Raw genomic sequence first — 14651 nt, forward strand, 5'->3', positions numbered from 1 at the left:
CCCTCGCCGACCGACCCGCCCGGGCCGTACCAGGAAGTGCGGCAGCGTGCCGGGGTCGCCGGGCGGGGCCTGTGCGGGCGGTCACCGGCCGGCGCCTACACCTCGATGTGCGAGCCCATGATGACCGTGCGCTCGCGGGGGAGCCCGAAGTACTCGGCGGCGTCCGCGGTGATGTACGAGGTGGCGATGAACAGGCGCTTGCGCCAGGGTGCCATCGTCGGTTCCCGGCCCCGCCGGAGATCGATCTTGGAAAGGAAGTAGGACGCCTGGTCGAGCCGCAACGGCCCTTCGGTCCGGGCCGGTTCGAGCATGGCCAGGGTGCTGGGTACGTCCGGTGTCTCCATGTAGCCGAACCGGCCGGTGACGTGAATGATCCCGTCGTCGGCGTAGCCGAGGTCGTCGACGACGAGCCGCCGGTCGGCCGCGACGCGGGGCACCGGCTCGGTCTCGAGGGACAGGATGACGACCTGGTCGTGCCGCACGTGGTTGTGTTCGACGTTGGCCCGCATGGCCAGGGGCGTGGTCTGCTTGCCCCGGTTGAGGAAGACGGCCGTGCCCGGGACCCGCAGCGTCGGCACCTCGCCACTGCGCAGGCGGTCGATGAACTCGGGCAGCGGGCCCTCCTGGCGCACCCGTTCGGCGGTGACGAGTTCGCGGCCGCGCTGCCATGTGGTCATGACGGTGAACGCGGTGACACCGATCAGCAGCGGCAGCCACGCGCCGTGCACGAGTTTCGTCAGGTTGGCCGCCACGAAGAGCAGGTCCACGAAGAGCAGCACGGTCGCGCCGACGACGATCAGCCACTTGGGCGTGCCCCACTTGGCACGGGCGACGTAGAAGAACAGCAGCGTGGTGATGGTGATGGTCCCGGTGACCGCCATGCCGAACGCGAAGGCCAGCGCCGTGGAGCTGCGGAAGGCGAAGACCAGGGTGAGGACCGAGACCATCAGCAGCCAGTTGATCCACGGCACGTAGATCTGACCGATCGTGGATTCGGAGGTGTGCGCGATGCGCAGCCTCGGCAGATAGCCGAGCTGGGCGGCCTGGGAGGTGACCGAGTACGCACCGGTGATCACGGCCTGCGAGGCGATCACCGTGGCCGCCGTGGCCAGCAGGACCAACGGCCACCTGCCCCAGTCCGGCACGAGCAGGAAGAAGGGGCTGCTGATGTTGCGAGGATCGGCCAGGATCAGCGCGCCCTGGCCGAAGTAGCTCAGAACGCACGCCGGGAGGACGAGGAACATCCAGCCGCGCGTGATGGCCCGGCGGCCGAAGTGCCCCATGTCCGCGTAGAGCGCCTCCGCGCCGGTGACCGAGAGCACGACCGCGGCCAGGGCGAAGAAGGCGGTACCGAAATGGCCGACCAGGAAACCCAGGGCGTACGAAGGCGACAGCGCCCTGAGAATCGCCGGATGGCCGACGATGCCGGTCACGCCGCACGCCCCGATGGCCACGAACCAGGCGACCATGACCGGCCCGAACATCCGGCCCACCGCCGCGGTCCCTCTGCGCTGCACGACGAACAGCAAGATGATGATCACCGCGGTGATCGGGACGACCGCGCTTTCCAGCGACGGCTGGACGACCTTGAGTCCCTCGACGGCGGAGAGCACCGAGATCGCCGGGGTGATCATGCTGTCGCCGAAGAACAGCGAAGCGCCGAAGACGCCGAGTGCGGCCAGCACGGCCGTGGCCCGCCGGCCACGCCGCGAGCCCCACCGCCGTACGAGGGTGATCAGCGCCATGATGCCGCCCTCGCCCTGGTTGTCGGCGCGCATCGCCAGCAGCACATAGGTGACCGTCACAATGATCATCACAGACCAGAACACGAGCGACACCACGCCGTACACGTTCTGGGTGCTGACCGGGACGGGATGCGGGTCGCTCGGATCGAACACGGTCTGGAGGGTGTAGATCGGGCTGGTCCCGATGTCACCGAAGACGACGCCGAGGGCACCGACGACCAGGGCGAGGCGCACCGCGTCGTGCGCGCTCGGGCCGTGATTCTCCGGCTGCCGCGACGCGGATCCGCCGCCCGACGTGGCTCCGTGCCGGGGATCGGCCATGGCATTCTCCTCAGCTCGACCCGCTGTGTCGCAGGCCAGGTACCTTGCGCCGCGACGATACCGATCACATGCACAACCGTTCGCAGCGCACGCCGCTGCGTTCGAACCTGGCCACCTCGTCTGGCCCCCGGTGAGGGTCACAACGAGCGCGAGCAGCGCCGGTGGAGCCGCCGGGCTCGCGGGGCGCGCCACGCGATGCTGGACCACCGGCAGTCGGGCGAACGTTTCCCGGGCTGCGGGACAACACGGCGGGCATCCGGCACGGCCGGCCTGTCGGATTTCGGCGATTGGCTGTGCTCGCCCGGATTACCTCCAGGGCTCAGGCGCCCTTGCCGTCGACTGCGGTGTGCGTGGTGCGGAAGCGTGCCCGGTAGGCGCCCGGCGTGATGCCGAGGTTGCGCGTGAAGGCCCGACGCAGGGACTCCGGTGACCCGAAGCCGGTGCGCCGGGCCACCGTGGCCATGGGGTCGTCGCTGTCTTCCAGCATCGCCTGGGCGGCCTCCATGCGGACCTGCTCGACGTAGCGGGCCGGGGTCGTGTGCATCTCGTCGTGGAACAGGCGTGTCATGTGGCGGGTGCTCACACCTGCCCGGCGCGCCATGGCGGCAAGGGTGTGCGGGGCGGACGGGTCCTCGGCGACCGTGTCCAGGACCCGGCGCAGCATCTCCTGTCTCGCGCGCGGGGTGTGGGTGCGGACACTGAACTGGGACTGGCCGCCCGGCCGCTGCATGAACACGACCATGTCCTTGGCCACGGCGCGGGCGACGTCGGCGCCGAGGTGCTCCTCGACCAGGGCGAGCGAGAGATCGATGCCCGAGGTGACGCCTGCGGAGGTCATGATGTGGCCGTCGCGTACGAACAGGGCGTCCGCTTCCACGGTCACCTTGGGGTAGCGCAGGGCGAGCTGGTCGGCGAAGCGCCAGTGCGTTGTCGCCTTGCGCCCGTCGAGCAGTCCGGCCGCGGCGAGGAGGAAGGCGCCGGTGCAGATGGACGCCGTGCGGCAGCCGCGTGCGTCGAGCTCTCTCATGGCGTCCAGCAGCGCGTCGTCCTTGATGAGGGAGGGCCACTCCGGGCCGCCGGGGATGACGACCACGTCGCTGGCCGTCTGTACCTGCGCGGCAGCGAGGTCGACGCGCAGTCCGGTGCCGGCTGCGGTGACCACGTCGGCGCCGTCAGGGGAGACCGTGCGTACGCGGTAGCGGCCGCCGAATTCGTTGGCTGTCGTGAACACCTCGATCGGGCCGGTGACGTCGAGCAGCCGTACGCCGGGGAAGACCAGCACGGTCACCAGGAGCGGCTTCCTGCCTGACGGCCTGTCCTTCATCGTGCGCCTCCCGGACGGACTGGGGCCCACATCGGAGGACACCATCATCCGCCCGGCGATGCTCTGCCGCTCCCGTGCCGATTGTCGTCCGCGTCCCTGCGGCATGCTGCTGCCTTCCGTGGTGTGGAACGAGGCACCGGGCTTTGGTGCCTCGCCCGTGTTCAGCGGTCGCGTGCCGTCTCGTCATGGCCACAGATGTGGCCACAACACGCTCGGACAAGGACATCGGGGCATCCGGCCGGCACCCGGCAACGGGCCTGCACGGTGCTCGATGTCCTGGTGTGAGGGCGTTATGGCGCGTGCTGTTCTGTGGCGGGAGCCGCGCTTCGCCCTAGCGTCGAGGGCGCCAACGGGCCGACGGTCTCGGCCGCGCCCCTGAGCTGCTGGGTGTGGCCCGGCCAGTCGGCCGGCCCGTCACCGTCTCTGGTCGTGGACGGTGACGAATCCGACCCCCCAAGAGAAGGCACTCCGCGCCGTGACACCCCACCCCAGTCCCAGCCGAGCGGTCCCGTCCCAGGCCGGCCCGGCCCCGGGAACGTCCGTGCATGTACGTGACCAGCCGGACGAGGGGAACGGCAGGGAGCGGAGCCGGCTCGGTCCCGGCTGGTTCGCGGCCGTCATGGGCAGCGGGATCGTCGCCGTCGCCGCGGCCACGCTGCCGCGTGGTTTCCCCGGGCTCGGCGAGGCAGCCACGGTGGTCTGGGCAGGGACCGCGCTGCTGCTGATCGTGCTCGCCGTCAGCTATACCGGGCAGCGGACGCTGCGGGTGCATGCCGGTGATCCGGTACTGGCCCAGTTCTTCGGGGCGCCGCCGATGGCTCTGCTCACCGTCGGGGCCGGGACGCTGCTGCTCGGCCGGCGGCTGATCGGGGAGCGTGCGGCGGTGGATGCGGACTGGGTGCTGTGGTCGGTCGGTACGGTGCTGGGTCTTGCCAGCGCCTGCACCGTGCCGTATCTGATGGTCACGCGGCACCGTTTCACGCCGGACGCGGCGTTCGGCGGCTGGCTGCTGCCGGTGGTGCCGCCGCTGGTCTCCGCCGCGACGGGCGCGCTGCTCGTCCCGCGGGCGCCGGTCGGGCAGGTGCGGCTGGCCCTGCTGCTGTGCTGCTACTCGATGCTCGGGCTCGGCTTGGTCGCCGTCCTGCTGGTGCTGGCCATGGTCTACAGCCGCCTGGTGCACCATGACGCGCCCGGCGGTGCGGTGGTGCCCACGATGTGGATCGGCGTCGGAGCGGTGGACCAGGCGGTAACGGCGCTGGGGACGCTGGCCACGGCGGCGCCGAGCGCGCTGCCCGCCCCGTACGCGCGCGGAAGTGCGGTCGTGGCGCTCCTGGGTGGGCTCGGGATCTGGGGCTTCGCCGTGCTGTGGCTGGTGCTGGCGACGGCGCTGACCGTACGGGAAATCCGCAGAGGGATGCCCTTCGCAGTCACCTGGTGGTCCTTCATCTTCCCCCTCGGTGCCTGCGTCACCGGCACCAGCGCGCTCGCCGCCCGTACCGGCTCGGAGCTGCTCGTCTGGATCGCCGTCGTCCTGTACGCCGTGCTCGTCGCCGCCTGGGCGGTGGTCGCCTGGCTCTCCCTGCGCCACGCTGTCCGGCAGCGTGTGCGCGCCCGCCGCTGACCAGGCCCGTGCACCGCTTCGCATGACACGGAGACAGCGCGAACCCCGCTGCCCGCCGGGGGCAGCGGGGTTCGCGCTGCACCGGCGCCCGTGCCGTCCCTGGCGCGCTTGGGGAGTTGGCTCTCAACGCTTCCGTCGACGTCCGCCCCGACTGACAGGTGCTCGGCCGGTAGCCGGCCCGGCCGCTGCGGCCGGGTCCGTCTGCGGACCGGGCCGGTCTGCTGAGACGACCAGGGCGGCGAGGAGCGTGGTGACCGGCACTGAGGCGACCAGGCCGATCGAGCCGACCAGCGTGCGTACGATCTCCTCGGCGACCAGTTCGCTGTTGGCGACCGTGCCCACGCCGCTCTGGGCGATGGAGAAGAGGAGCAGGAGGGGGAGTGCGGCGCCGGCGTAGGCGAGGACGAGGGTGTTGACCACGGAGGCGATGTGGTCGCGGCCGATGCGGATGCCCGCCCGGTACAGCCCGCGCCAGCCCATCGTGGGGTTGGCTTCGTGCAGTTCCCAGACGGCCGAGGTCTGCGTCACGGTGACGTCGTCGAGTACGCCGAGGGAGCCGATGATGACGCCGGCGAGCAGCAGACCGCTCATGTCGAGCTTCGGATAGAGGCCGTGGATCAGGCCAGTGCTGTCGTCGGTGTTGCCGGTGAGCGCGGCCCAGCCGATGAACGCCGAGCCGAGGACGCCGATGAGCGCCAGTGAGAGCAGGGTGCCGAGCACCGCCACCGAGGTGCGGGCCGACAGGCCGTGGCACATGTACAGGGCGATCAGCATGATGGCGCTCGAGCCGACCACCGCCACCAGGAGCGGGTTCGAGCCCTGGAGGACCGCGGGCAGGACGAAGAAGTTCAGCACCAGGAAGCTGATGGCCAGGGCGACGAGCGCCATCACGCCGCGTAGTCGGCCCACCACCACGACGGCGAGCGCGAAGATGCCGGCGAGCAGGCCCATGGGGAAGCGTCGGTTGACGTCGGTGACCGAGTACTGCAGGTCCCTGGGCGCGGAGGGTTCGTAGGCAGTGACGACCTTCTCGCCCTGGTGCAGCTGTCGTGCCTGGTCGGGCTGCACGATCTCGGTGAAAGTGCGTCCCTTGTCCTTGCCGGTGTCGATCCGGATCGTTGCCTTGTGGCAGGTGCCGTTCGCCTCTTGCTGCGCGGAGTTGCCCTCGGCGGTGGAGGTGTCGCCGGTGGGGGTCTCGCCGGAGGCGTTGACCGACTTGCAGCTCACCTCGAGGACCTTGGTGACCGTGGCCTGCTGGGTCTGCTGGTCGAAGCCGACGCCGGTGCGTTTGTGCGGTGGGGCTCCGCCCGGCCACAGCACGACGAGCCCCACCACGACGGCGGCGGTGAACGGGATCAGGATTGCCGCGATGACCTTGCGCAGGTGTCGGGAAACGGGAGCGGCGGGCCCGTGACTGTGGCTGTGTCCGTGGGTGTGCGCCTGTCCATGACCGTCGGCCTTCGCTCCGGGGCCGTGACCAGAGCCGTGATCGGAGTCGTGTCCGGAGCCGGCCGCTGGTGCATGTCCGTGGCCCATCTCGTGAGAGCGGACGTGGCCGGCGCCGGCATCGGGTCCGTAGCCGGGGTGGGGAATCGACTCGGGAGGATCCCCGTACCCGTACCCGTAGTCATGGCCGTACTCGCTGGCACGACCACCTCTGGGCCGGGGCTCGCCGACCCGGTTCCAGTCCCCGGCGCTCTGCCGGTCAGCGGTTCCCATGCCGTCTCCCTCGCGGTTGTCCGTGCCCCCTCCGGAGCCGGTCCTGCGCGGCGGCTCTGGGGAAGAGTACGGGAACGGCTGTGCCGTGGTCTCAGTCGGAGTGCTGCCGGAAGATCGAGCGTTCTGCTCACCATGCCTGGATCATGAACCTCTTCGCCGGCCGCACTTTCCGCGCGGCTCGGGGTGGGGGCCGCGAGCCGCTGCCGCCGCCCGCCCGCCGTTCAGAGTGGCAGAAGGCGCATGCGAAACCGGGCTCACAACGGGCCGCGTCGCTGACGCGCCCGTTGTGAGCCCCTGGCGTGCCGGGTCACCAACTGCTGTTGGTCACGCCAGGGAGCTCGCCCGCGTGGGCCATCTCGCGTGCGCGGATGCGGGACAGGCCGAAGGCGCGCAGGTAGCCGCGGGGGCGGCCGTCCACGGAGTCGCGGTTGCGCAGGCGGGTGGCGCTGGCGTCGCGGGGATGCCGGCGTAGTTCCCGCTGGGCGGCGGCGCGGTCCTCGTCGGAGCTTCCGGGGAACGCGATGATCGCCTTCAACGCGGCGCGGCGCGCGGCGTATCGGGCCACGACGAGGCGCCGCTGGTCGTTCTTCGCGATCTTGCTCTTCTTCGCCATCAGGCCTTCCCTCCCTGGGCGCGGATGCGGGCCACCGCGGCCTCGATGCCGATGGTGTCGACCGTCTTGATGCCCTTGGCGGAGAGCGTGAGCCGGACGTGGCGGCCTTCGCTCGGCAGCCAGTAGCGCTTGCTCTGGACGTTGGGGTCGAAACGGCGCTTGCTCCGCCGGTGCGAGCGGGAGATGCGGTGCCCGAAGCCGGGCTGTCGGCCGGTGAGTTGGCAGTGGGCGGACATGGCTGTTCCTCCTTGGGGTGGATGCGGCAGTACACTAGCGCTAGATGAAAATGAAAACCAATCTCTTGTATGGTGCTGTCCATGGCCCGTAATGAACTGCGCCCGATCATCAAGCTGAGGTCCACCGCCGGCACCGGCTACACCTACGTGACCCGCAAGAACCGCCGTAACAACCCCGACCGGCTCACCCTGCGCAAGTAGGACCCGGTCGCCGGCCGCCACGTCGACTTCCGTGAGGAGCGCTGAAAGCCGTGAAGCCCGGAATCCACCCCGAGTACCGCCCGGTCGTCTTCCGTGACCGGGCCGCCGACTACGCCTTCCTCACCAGGTCCACGGCTACCAGTGACAAGACCGTCGAGTGGGAGGACGGCAACACCTACCCGGTCATCGACGTCGAGATCTCCTCGGCGAGCCACCCCTTCTACACCGGCACCCAACGGGTCCTGGACACCGCCGGACGGGTCGAGCGCTTCGAACGGCGGTACGGACGCGGTCGGAGCAAGCGGTGAACGGGGACGAGGCACGGCTGCCGGTCGCGATCGTCGGCGGATTGCATGCCGACGCCCGCCGGGCCGCCGTAGAAGAGATCCTGCGTACGGTCCCCGGCTCTGTCGCCCTGCACCACGACCTGACGTCCGCTGTCGACAGCGCGGTGCACTGGACGGTACGCGATGCTGACGGCCTGCTGGGCAGTGGTGACGCACCCCTGGTTCATGACTGCGCGTGCTGCGCGCTGCGCGAGGATCTCGTCCCCGAACTGCTGCGGCTCGCCCAGGACGGAACGTACCGGCTGGCCGTCGTGGAACTGTGGGACTCCGTCGAGCCCCAGGCCATGGCTGGAGTCATCGCCGCCGCCGGCGCACCGCTGGCCCTGACCGGGGTCGCCACCGTGGTCGACCCCGCACTCGTCCTGCCGTACCTGTCCAACGGCGACGACCTGGCCGAGGTTGGCCTGGCCGCGGCTCCGACCGACCAGCGCACGGTCGCCGACACTTTCGCCCGGCAACTGGAATACCCCACGGTCATCGCCCTCGTGGAGGACAGTCCCCACAATGCGGGCGTCGAGGTCGCCGACGACACCGACCACGCGCTGCTCGCCCAGCTCACACCAGGCGCACGAAGCGTACGGGTGGCGAGTGACGATGCCCTGGCGGCAGCGCTGTTGGCGGGCTTCGACGTGGCAGCGGCCGCCGCCCGTGTGCATCCTGCGTGCGCGCTGCTGCCGCAGGAGTGCGACGCACACGGCGTGAGCACCTTCGTCTGGCGGTGCGAGCGGCCCTTCCATCCGCAGCGCCTGTACGCGGCGCTTGAGGACCTCACTTGTGCCGCCGCGCGCAGCCGGGGGCGGTTCTGGCTGGCGGACCGCCCCGACACACTGCTGTCCTGGGAGGCCGCCGGCGGCGCGCTGTGCGTGGAGTCGGCCGGCCCCTGGCTGGCCGCACTGCCCGACGCCGCCTGGGAGATGGTGGCCGCCGAGCGCCGACTCGCCGCCTCCGTGGACTGGCACCCCGAACACGGCGACCGCTGCCAGTACCTCACCTTCACCTCGCCCGGGCTCGACCGCGACGGCCTGTCGGCCCTGCTCGACTCGTGCCTGCTCACCGACGACGAGTACGCGGCGGGCAGGGACCGCTGGCAACAACTCCCGCACACCTTCGACGACTTGCTCGACCCCGTGACCTGAAAGAGAGGACCGACCTCCCCATGACCCGACGCACAAGCATCCGGCGTCAGACCGCCAAGCGTCCGCGCACCAACCCGCTGGACGCCGCCGGCATCACCAGCATCGACTACAAGGACACCGACCTGCTGCGGAAGTTCATCTCCGACCGCGGAAAGATCCGCAGCCGCCGGGTGACCCACATGACGCGTCAGCAGCAGCGGCAGATAGCGCAGGCCATCAAGAACGCACGCGAGATGGCGCTCCTGCCCTACGGCTCCCGATAGGCGGAACAGCCGTACGGACAACCGCGGCTCGTCAACGCTTCTCCGACGGCCGACGCCCCCGCTACGAACTCGCCGATGAACGCCTCGGCCACGCGCTCGACGATCTGCGCACCGCGGTGGTCGCGGTCGAGGGCGACCGCACATGCGTCGATGCCGACGACAAGCAGTGCTGCTGATCACGAGCGCAGAGATGTCCCTGTCCCTCGGCCCGGACCCGGCCAGGCGCGGCGTGCTTGCCCGGCGGATACGGCTGCTGGTCGCCACGACCATCACCTACAACGCCGTCGAGGCGGCCGTCGCCCTCACGGCCGGGACCCTGGCCTCGTCACCGCGTTGATCGGCTTCGGCCTCGACTCGGTCATCGAGGGCGTTCACCGGCGCTCGTCCGCCCCCTGCCGTTGGCCGCAGTCCGGGCACACCCCGGACAGCTCCACCGTGTGCCGGACGTTCGCGAATCCGGAGGTCTGTGCGATGGTGTCGGCCCAGTCCTCCACCGGGCCGGAGTCGACGGGCCGGCTCAGGCCGCAGTCGGTGCAGATGAGGTAGTGGCGGTGTTCGGGGCCGGGGCGGTAGCGGAAGAGGCGTTCACCGCTGGTGTCGCGGACCATGTCGGCCCGGCCGACACCGGCCAGGGCGGTCAGCGTGCGGTAGACCGTGGAGAGGCCGACCGGTGAGCCGGCGGCGGCGAGTTGGTTGTGGAGGGATTGGGCACCGACGAAGCCGTCGGCTCGGATGAGTGCCTCGACCACCGTGGTGCGTTGCTGGGTGAGGCGGCCGATCAGCGTGACGTCGTGCGACGGGGTGGGGGTGCACTGGCGGTCGGGTGCCATCGGGTGCCTTCGCTCATGTGCCGGTGGGGACGGCGGTTCGCGTAAGAGGATCAGCCGTACGAGGGCTGGAGGCGGGCCGTCGTATCAGGAACGTCGCGGCGTATACGGCCGTGGCGGCGGCCATGATGGCGAAGCTCGGCGGCATCTTCGGCACCGCGTACGAGGCGAACAGCCCCGCCCACATCTCCAGTACCGCCAGGCCGGCGGAGAGGGCGAGTGCCCGGTAGGGGCGGTCGGTCAGGCGGACCGCGGCACCCGCGGGGGCTGCGAGCAGACCGAGCAGGAGCAGGGAGCCGACCGCCTGGGTGGCCTCGGCGGCGCTGATCCCGGCCAGGGCGAGGAAGCCGTAGCCGAGCAGCCGGACCGGTACCCCACGGGCCGCGGCCACGGCCTCGTCGAGCGTGGCGAACAGCAGCGGCCGGGCGATGAGGACCACCAGCAGGCCGACCCCGGCTGCCACCAGGGCGGCGACGACCGCGCTGCCGGCGGAGATGCCGAAGACGGAGCCGAACAGCACACTCACCCCGGCGGTGCCGTTCGTGGTGCTGCGCGAGGTGGTGTAGAGCGTGATGAAGAAGGCGCCCAGGCCCAGGATCCAGGAGAAGACGCTTCCGATGACCACGTCGTCGGGCCGGGCCTTGCGGCCGAGGGCGCCGAAGAGCAGAGCCATGGCGATGGTGGCGGCGAAGAGGCCGAGGCGGAGGTCGGCGCCGAAGGCGAGCGCGGCCATCGCGCCGGTGAAGGCGACGTGGCTGAGCGCGTCGCCGGTGAAGACCTGGGCCCGCAGCACCAGGAAGTAGCCGACCAGTCCGCAGGCGGCGGCGATGGCGGTACCGGCGAGGAAGGCGTGCAGGAAGAACGGGTGGGACAGCGGGGAGGCGGCGAGCAGGACGGTCATGCGATCACCTCCTTGGCAGCGGGCGTTGCCCCGGGCCGGGTGCGACCGAGTACCTCGTGCAGCGAGCGCCGGCCCAGCGCGAGCAGGTATCCGGCGAAGGCGATGGTCGTCACGAAGAAGCCCAAGGGGTAGGGGGAGTAGTAGGCGGCGGTCAGCCCGAGCCAGGTGGCGGCGAAGGCCAGCAGGACGGCCAGGGCCAGGCTCAACGCGGGTCGGGCGGTGAGGACTTGGGCGGTGGCGGCCGGGATCACCATGAGGGCGAAGACCAGCAGGGTCCCGGTGATCTGGCTCGCCTCGGCGGTGGCCGCACCGAGCAGGACGAGGAAGACCACCGACAGGGCGCGGACCGGCACCCCGCGCCCGCCGGCGACCTGCGGGTCGACCGACGCGAACAGCAGCGGCCGTCCGATCAGCGCCAGCGCCGCGAGCACCACCGCACCGACCACCGTCAACACGGTCACCTGGGAGGAGGTGATTCCCAGGAAGGTGCCGAAGAGGATGGTCTGCGGTCCCTCCAGCAGCCCTCTGTACAGGGCGGTGAACAGGAACCCGGACGCGAGCAGGAACGCCTGCACGGTCCCGGTCAGCGCCGACTCCTCGTGCTCACCGCCACCCCGCAGGGCCGCGATGACCAGCGCGGCGGCTACACACAGCGTGAAGTAGCCGTAGACCGCGCTGAACCCGAGCAGGAGCGCCCCGGCGGCGCCGGGGAAGGCGACGGCGGAGACGGTGTGCGCGGCGAACGTCTGCCGGCGCAGCACCACGAACCACCCCACGACCGCCGAGACCACGGCCACGACCGCGCCCGCGCGGAACGCGTTGACCATGAAGGGGTAGGACCACATGTCCTGGAAGTCGGTCAGGAGGTTCCAGGACCAGGTTGGTGCCCCTGTCTCAGCCAGCAGCATGACCGCTCCCCGGGGTGTCGTGCCGGTCGGTGTGTACGGCCGGTGGCTCCGGCTGGCCCACCACGACCAGCCGCCCGTCCGAGGTCCGCAGCACCTCGACCGGAGTGCCGTACAGCCGGGTCAGCGTCTCGGAGGTGATGACCTCGGTCGGTGTGCCTGCGGCGGCGCCGCCCTCGGCCAGGTACACCACCCGGTCCAGGTGGTGGAGTATCGGGTTCACGTCATGGGCGACCATGACCACCGACACGCCCTCGTGATGGCAGATGCGCCCGATCAGCGCCGCGACGGCGCTCTGGTTGGGCAGGTCGAGGCTGTCCAACGGCTCGTCGAGCAGGAGCAGTTCGGGTCGGCGGACCAGTGCCTGGGCGATCAGCAGGCGCTGCTGCTCGCCGCCGGAACACTGTCCGATGGGCCGGTGTGCGTACGCCGACGCCCCGACCAGCTCGACCACCTCGTCCACCCGCGCGCGGGCCGACCGCCGACGCGCACTCGGGAAGGGCAGCGGCACCCCCCACCGGTCGCCGTCCAGGCCCATGCGCACCACATCGATGCCGCGAATGCGCAGGTTGGTGTCGAAGCTGCGGCGCTGCGGCAGGTAGCCGATGCGCTCGTTGGCCTGCCCGGGCCGGGCGCCGAGCACCTGAACCTCGCCGGCCGCCGCGGGCAGGGCGCCGAGCAGGACCTTGATCATGGTGGACTTGCCGACGCCGTTGGGACCGAGCACGGCGGTGAACTCGCCGGCCCCGATGCGAAGGTCCACCCCCGACCACAGCGTCCGGCCGCCGACCCGCACGGCAGCCCCGTGCAGGGCGACCACCGGATCGCTTCCTGTTCCTGTGGCCGTGTCGTGCCCCCCGCTTCGGCGGCCGGGGACGCTGTGGCCGCTGGTGTGTGTGACGGCTTCGCGGGCCTTCGCTGTCGGGTTCATGGCTTCAGCTCACTTCCCGGCGGCCTTGGCCAGGGCCTGCTCGATGCCCTGCAGCTGGGTGGTCTGCCACTGCTGGAAGGAGGCCCCGGCGGGGGTGAGGGTCTCGGTCACCGTGGCGACCGGGATGCCCTGGGCCTTGGCCTCCTTGACCTGCGCCTGCACGTCCGGGGTGGAGTTCTGGGAGTTGTAGACGTAGATCTTGATCTTCTTGTTCTTGATCTGCTGGTCGATGGTGGCCTTGTCCCTGGCCGTGGGGTCGGAGCCCTCGCTCATCGCGTTCAGGAACGTCTCCGGGGTGAGCATCTTCAGCCCCAGACCGTCCGACAGCGGCGTGACGATGGACTCGGAAGCACCGATCGGCGTGCCCGCGTACTTCGCCTTGATGTCGGCGATGAGCTTGTTGTAACCGGCGAGCGTCTTCGTCTCGAAGGTCTTCTTCTGCTGGTCGAAGTAGGCGGCGTCGGCCGGATCGATCTTCTTGTAGCCGGCGGTGATCTTCTCGATGACCTGGTGCACGTTGTCCGGGGAGTACCAGCGGTGCGGGTTGCCGCCCGGCTTGATACCGACCAGGTCGCCGACCTTGAGCTGGGCGCGCCCGCTGCCGGGGTTGGCGGCCAGCAGCTTGTCGGCCCAGGCGTCGTAGCCGACGCCGTTGACGATCGTGTACTGGGCACCGGCCACCGTGCGGGCGTCGGCCGCCGTCGGCTCGTAGTCGTGGGGGTCGGCGTCCGGGTTGTTGATGATGCTGGTCACCTTCACGTGGCTGCCGCCGAGCTGGGAGGCGATGCTGCCCCAGAAGTTTTCCGCCGCCACCACCTGGATCGTCTTGCCCGAGCCGCTGTCACTGCCGGTCGCGGCGGTGTCGGTGGCGTGCGAGGAGGAGGTCGAGCAGGCGGTCGCCGTCACGGCCGTCAGGGCGGCCGTCGCGGTGACCAGTGCGATCCTCGCGGTCGGCCGGGCGGAACGGGAGGCGGGGGCGGTGGACATGCGGGAGCTCCTTCGGGCGATACCGGGCGCGCGGCGCACACGCGCCGGCCGTGCGACGACACCTTCGACGCTAGATGGAAATGATTTTCAGATCAATGATAGATGAAAACCGTTGCCATCTTTTGACCGGGCGTACGACTGCTCGGGGCTGCGCGGGGAGGGGGCCCGGCGGATCCCGCCGGGACAGGGCGCGCAGGAGCTGACCGCGCCCCTTCTCGGAGGGTGGCGGGGTCTGGTTGTCGGCGAATTCCGCCGTGCCGGACCGCAGTTCCTCGGCCGGGCGGGCGATGAGGGCATAGGCGTACGGCAGGGACGTACGGACCGTTTCCACGAAGTCCCGCTCCCGTACCTCGCCGTTGTCGGCTTCGGCGAGCAGTTGTGGGGAGACATCGAGTGACGTGAAGGGCTGTCCCCGGGCCGTGCCGGAAGTCCGGGTCGACCTGGCCGGCGAGGTCCTGAAATCCATGTCCATGTGAACGCCCAGTCAGGTGCGGCTGATTGACGACCCCTGGTTCAGCACCGCTCTCGGAGCAAGCGGACGGCAACGGCCCGCCGCACCTGCGTGGGTACGGCG

At 70.6% G+C, this 14651-nt stretch carries 14 protein-coding genes and 4 pseudogenes; 7 read left to right on the forward strand and 11 right to left on the reverse strand.

The features are described from left to right. Positions 1-95: 95 nt before the first annotated feature. Positions 96-2066: a potassium transporter Kup gene (locus AB0D93_RS31550; protein ID WP_362126672.1), complete on the reverse strand. Its 1971-nt coding sequence runs from the start codon at positions 2064-2066 to the stop codon at positions 96-98. Between the two features lie 319 nt (positions 2067-2385). Further along, positions 2386-3390: a GlxA family transcriptional regulator gene (locus AB0D93_RS31555; protein WP_362126675.1), complete on the reverse strand. Its 1005-nt coding sequence runs from the start codon at positions 3388-3390 to the stop codon at positions 2386-2388. A 541-nt stretch (positions 3391-3931) separates the two neighbouring features. Here AB0D93_RS31555 and AB0D93_RS31560 point away from each other — a divergent pair. Further along, complete coding sequence (locus AB0D93_RS31560) at positions 3932-5011, forward strand: TDT family transporter (RefSeq protein ID WP_362126678.1); 1080 nt, start codon at positions 3932-3934, stop codon at positions 5009-5011. Positions 5012-5134: 123 nt separating this feature from the next. On the opposite strand, the gene AB0D93_RS31565 is transcribed toward AB0D93_RS31560, so the two are convergent. The 3 genes from AB0D93_RS31565 to rpmB all read right to left on the reverse strand — a co-directional run bounded on the left by AB0D93_RS31565 (position 5135) and on the right by rpmB (position 7579). Beyond that, on the reverse strand, positions 5135-6547 hold the full coding sequence (locus tag AB0D93_RS31565; protein WP_362126855.1) for a YibE/F family protein: 1413 nt from the start codon (positions 6545-6547) through the stop codon (positions 5135-5137). A 490-nt stretch (positions 6548-7037) separates the two neighbouring features. Further along, entirely contained in the window at positions 7038-7343 is a 306-nt protein-coding gene (gene rpsN, locus AB0D93_RS31570; RefSeq protein ID WP_362126681.1) for a 30S ribosomal protein S14, read from the reverse strand. Further along, positions 7343-7579 (reverse strand): 50S ribosomal protein L28, encoded by a 237-nt coding sequence (gene rpmB, locus AB0D93_RS31575; RefSeq protein WP_362126684.1) that lies wholly within the window; start codon positions 7577-7579, stop codon positions 7343-7345. Before rpmB ends, rpsN begins: the two co-directional genes overlap by 1 nt. A gap of 81 nt (positions 7580-7660) precedes the next feature. Here rpmB and rpmG point away from each other — a divergent pair. The 6 genes and pseudogenes from rpmG to AB0D93_RS31605 form a co-directional block, all read left to right on the forward strand. Then, positions 7661-7777 (forward strand): annotated as a pseudogene (rpmG, locus tag AB0D93_RS31580) (50S ribosomal protein L33); the annotation flags it as partial. 53 nt (positions 7778-7830) lie between these two features. Beyond that, positions 7831-8088: a type B 50S ribosomal protein L31 gene (locus AB0D93_RS31585; protein WP_362126687.1), complete on the forward strand. Its 258-nt coding sequence runs from the start codon at positions 7831-7833 to the stop codon at positions 8086-8088. Next, positions 8085-9263 (forward strand): GTP-binding protein, encoded by a 1179-nt coding sequence (locus AB0D93_RS31590; protein ID WP_362126689.1) that lies wholly within the window; start codon positions 8085-8087, stop codon positions 9261-9263. The genes AB0D93_RS31585 and AB0D93_RS31590 overlap by 4 nt, the downstream gene beginning before the upstream one ends. Before the next feature lie 20 nt (positions 9264-9283). Then, on the forward strand, positions 9284-9526 hold the full coding sequence (gene rpsR, locus AB0D93_RS31595; protein ID WP_362126692.1) for a 30S ribosomal protein S18: 243 nt from the start codon (positions 9284-9286) through the stop codon (positions 9524-9526). A 44-nt stretch (positions 9527-9570) separates the two neighbouring features. Then, positions 9571-9702, forward strand: a pseudogene (locus AB0D93_RS31600) (transcriptional regulator); the annotation flags it as partial. Further along, a pseudogene (locus AB0D93_RS31605) lies at positions 9669-9892 on the forward strand (hypothetical protein); the annotation flags it as partial. The pseudogenes AB0D93_RS31600 and AB0D93_RS31605, both read left to right, overlap by 34 nt. Before the next feature lie 5 nt (positions 9893-9897). Here AB0D93_RS31605 and AB0D93_RS31610 read toward each other — a convergent pair. From AB0D93_RS31610 to AB0D93_RS31635, 6 genes and pseudogenes are all read right to left on the reverse strand, one after another. After that, positions 9898-10356 carry a Fur family transcriptional regulator gene (locus AB0D93_RS31610; RefSeq protein WP_362126695.1) on the reverse strand — a complete coding sequence of 153 codons (459 nt, stop codon included), beginning with the start codon at positions 10354-10356 and terminating at the stop codon, positions 9898-9900. A 13-nt stretch (positions 10357-10369) separates the two neighbouring features. Beyond that, positions 10370-11254, reverse strand: a complete 885-nt coding sequence (locus tag AB0D93_RS31615; RefSeq protein ID WP_362126698.1) for a metal ABC transporter permease — start codon at positions 11252-11254, stop codon at positions 10370-10372. Further along, entirely contained in the window at positions 11251-12162 is a 912-nt protein-coding gene (locus AB0D93_RS31620; protein WP_362126701.1) for a metal ABC transporter permease, read from the reverse strand. The genes AB0D93_RS31615 and AB0D93_RS31620 overlap by 4 nt, the downstream gene beginning before the upstream one ends. After that, positions 12149-13090, reverse strand: coding sequence for a metal ABC transporter ATP-binding protein (locus AB0D93_RS31625; protein ID WP_362126704.1), 942 nt, complete (start codon positions 13088-13090; stop codon positions 12149-12151). Before AB0D93_RS31625 ends, AB0D93_RS31620 begins: the two co-directional genes overlap by 14 nt. Positions 13091-13099: 9 nt before the next feature. Next, positions 13100-14077, reverse strand: a complete 978-nt coding sequence (locus AB0D93_RS31630; protein WP_362126707.1) for a zinc ABC transporter substrate-binding protein — start codon at positions 14075-14077, stop codon at positions 13100-13102. A gap of 181 nt (positions 14078-14258) precedes the next feature. Further along, positions 14259-14549: pseudogene (locus AB0D93_RS31635) on the reverse strand (SCO5389 family protein); the annotation flags it as partial. Positions 14550-14651: the final 102 nt, after the last annotated feature.

This window comes from Streptomyces sp. NPDC048191 (assembly GCF_040652655.1).
GTDB lineage: Bacteria > Actinomycetota > Actinomycetes > Streptomycetales > Streptomycetaceae > Streptomyces.

What these genes read in the sequence shown, in the direction of transcription:
- AB0D93_RS31550 (WP_362126672.1), bottom strand. Translation starts at nt 2,066, where the DNA reads ATGGCCGATCCCCGGCACGGAGCCACGTCGGGCGGCGGATCCGCGTCG.
- AB0D93_RS31555 (WP_362126675.1), bottom strand. Translation starts at nt 3,390, where the DNA reads ATGAAGGACAGGCCGTCAGGCAGGAAGCCGCTCCTGGTGACCGTGCTG.
- AB0D93_RS31565 (WP_362126855.1), bottom strand. Translation starts at nt 6,547, where the DNA reads ATGGGCCACGGACATGCACCAGCGGCCGGCTCCGGACACGACTCCGAT.
- rpsN (WP_362126681.1), bottom strand. Translation starts at nt 7,343, where the DNA reads ATGGCGAAGAAGAGCAAGATCGCGAAGAACGACCAGCGGCGCCTCGTC.
- rpmB (WP_362126684.1), bottom strand. Translation starts at nt 7,579, where the DNA reads ATGTCCGCCCACTGCCAACTCACCGGCCGACAGCCCGGCTTCGGGCAC.
- rpsR (WP_362126692.1), top strand. Translation starts at nt 9,284, where the DNA reads ATGACCCGACGCACAAGCATCCGGCGTCAGACCGCCAAGCGTCCGCGC.
- AB0D93_RS31610 (WP_362126695.1), bottom strand. Translation starts at nt 10,356, where the DNA reads ATGGCACCCGACCGCCAGTGCACCCCCACCCCGTCGCACGACGTCACG.
- AB0D93_RS31615 (WP_362126698.1), bottom strand. Translation starts at nt 11,254, where the DNA reads ATGACCGTCCTGCTCGCCGCCTCCCCGCTGTCCCACCCGTTCTTCCTG.
- AB0D93_RS31620 (WP_362126701.1), bottom strand. Translation starts at nt 12,162, where the DNA reads ATGCTGCTGGCTGAGACAGGGGCACCAACCTGGTCCTGGAACCTCCTG.
- AB0D93_RS31625 (WP_362126704.1), bottom strand. Translation starts at nt 13,090, where the DNA reads ATGAACCCGACAGCGAAGGCCCGCGAAGCCGTCACACACACCAGCGGC.
- AB0D93_RS31630 (WP_362126707.1), bottom strand. Translation starts at nt 14,077, where the DNA reads ATGTCCACCGCCCCCGCCTCCCGTTCCGCCCGGCCGACCGCGAGGATC.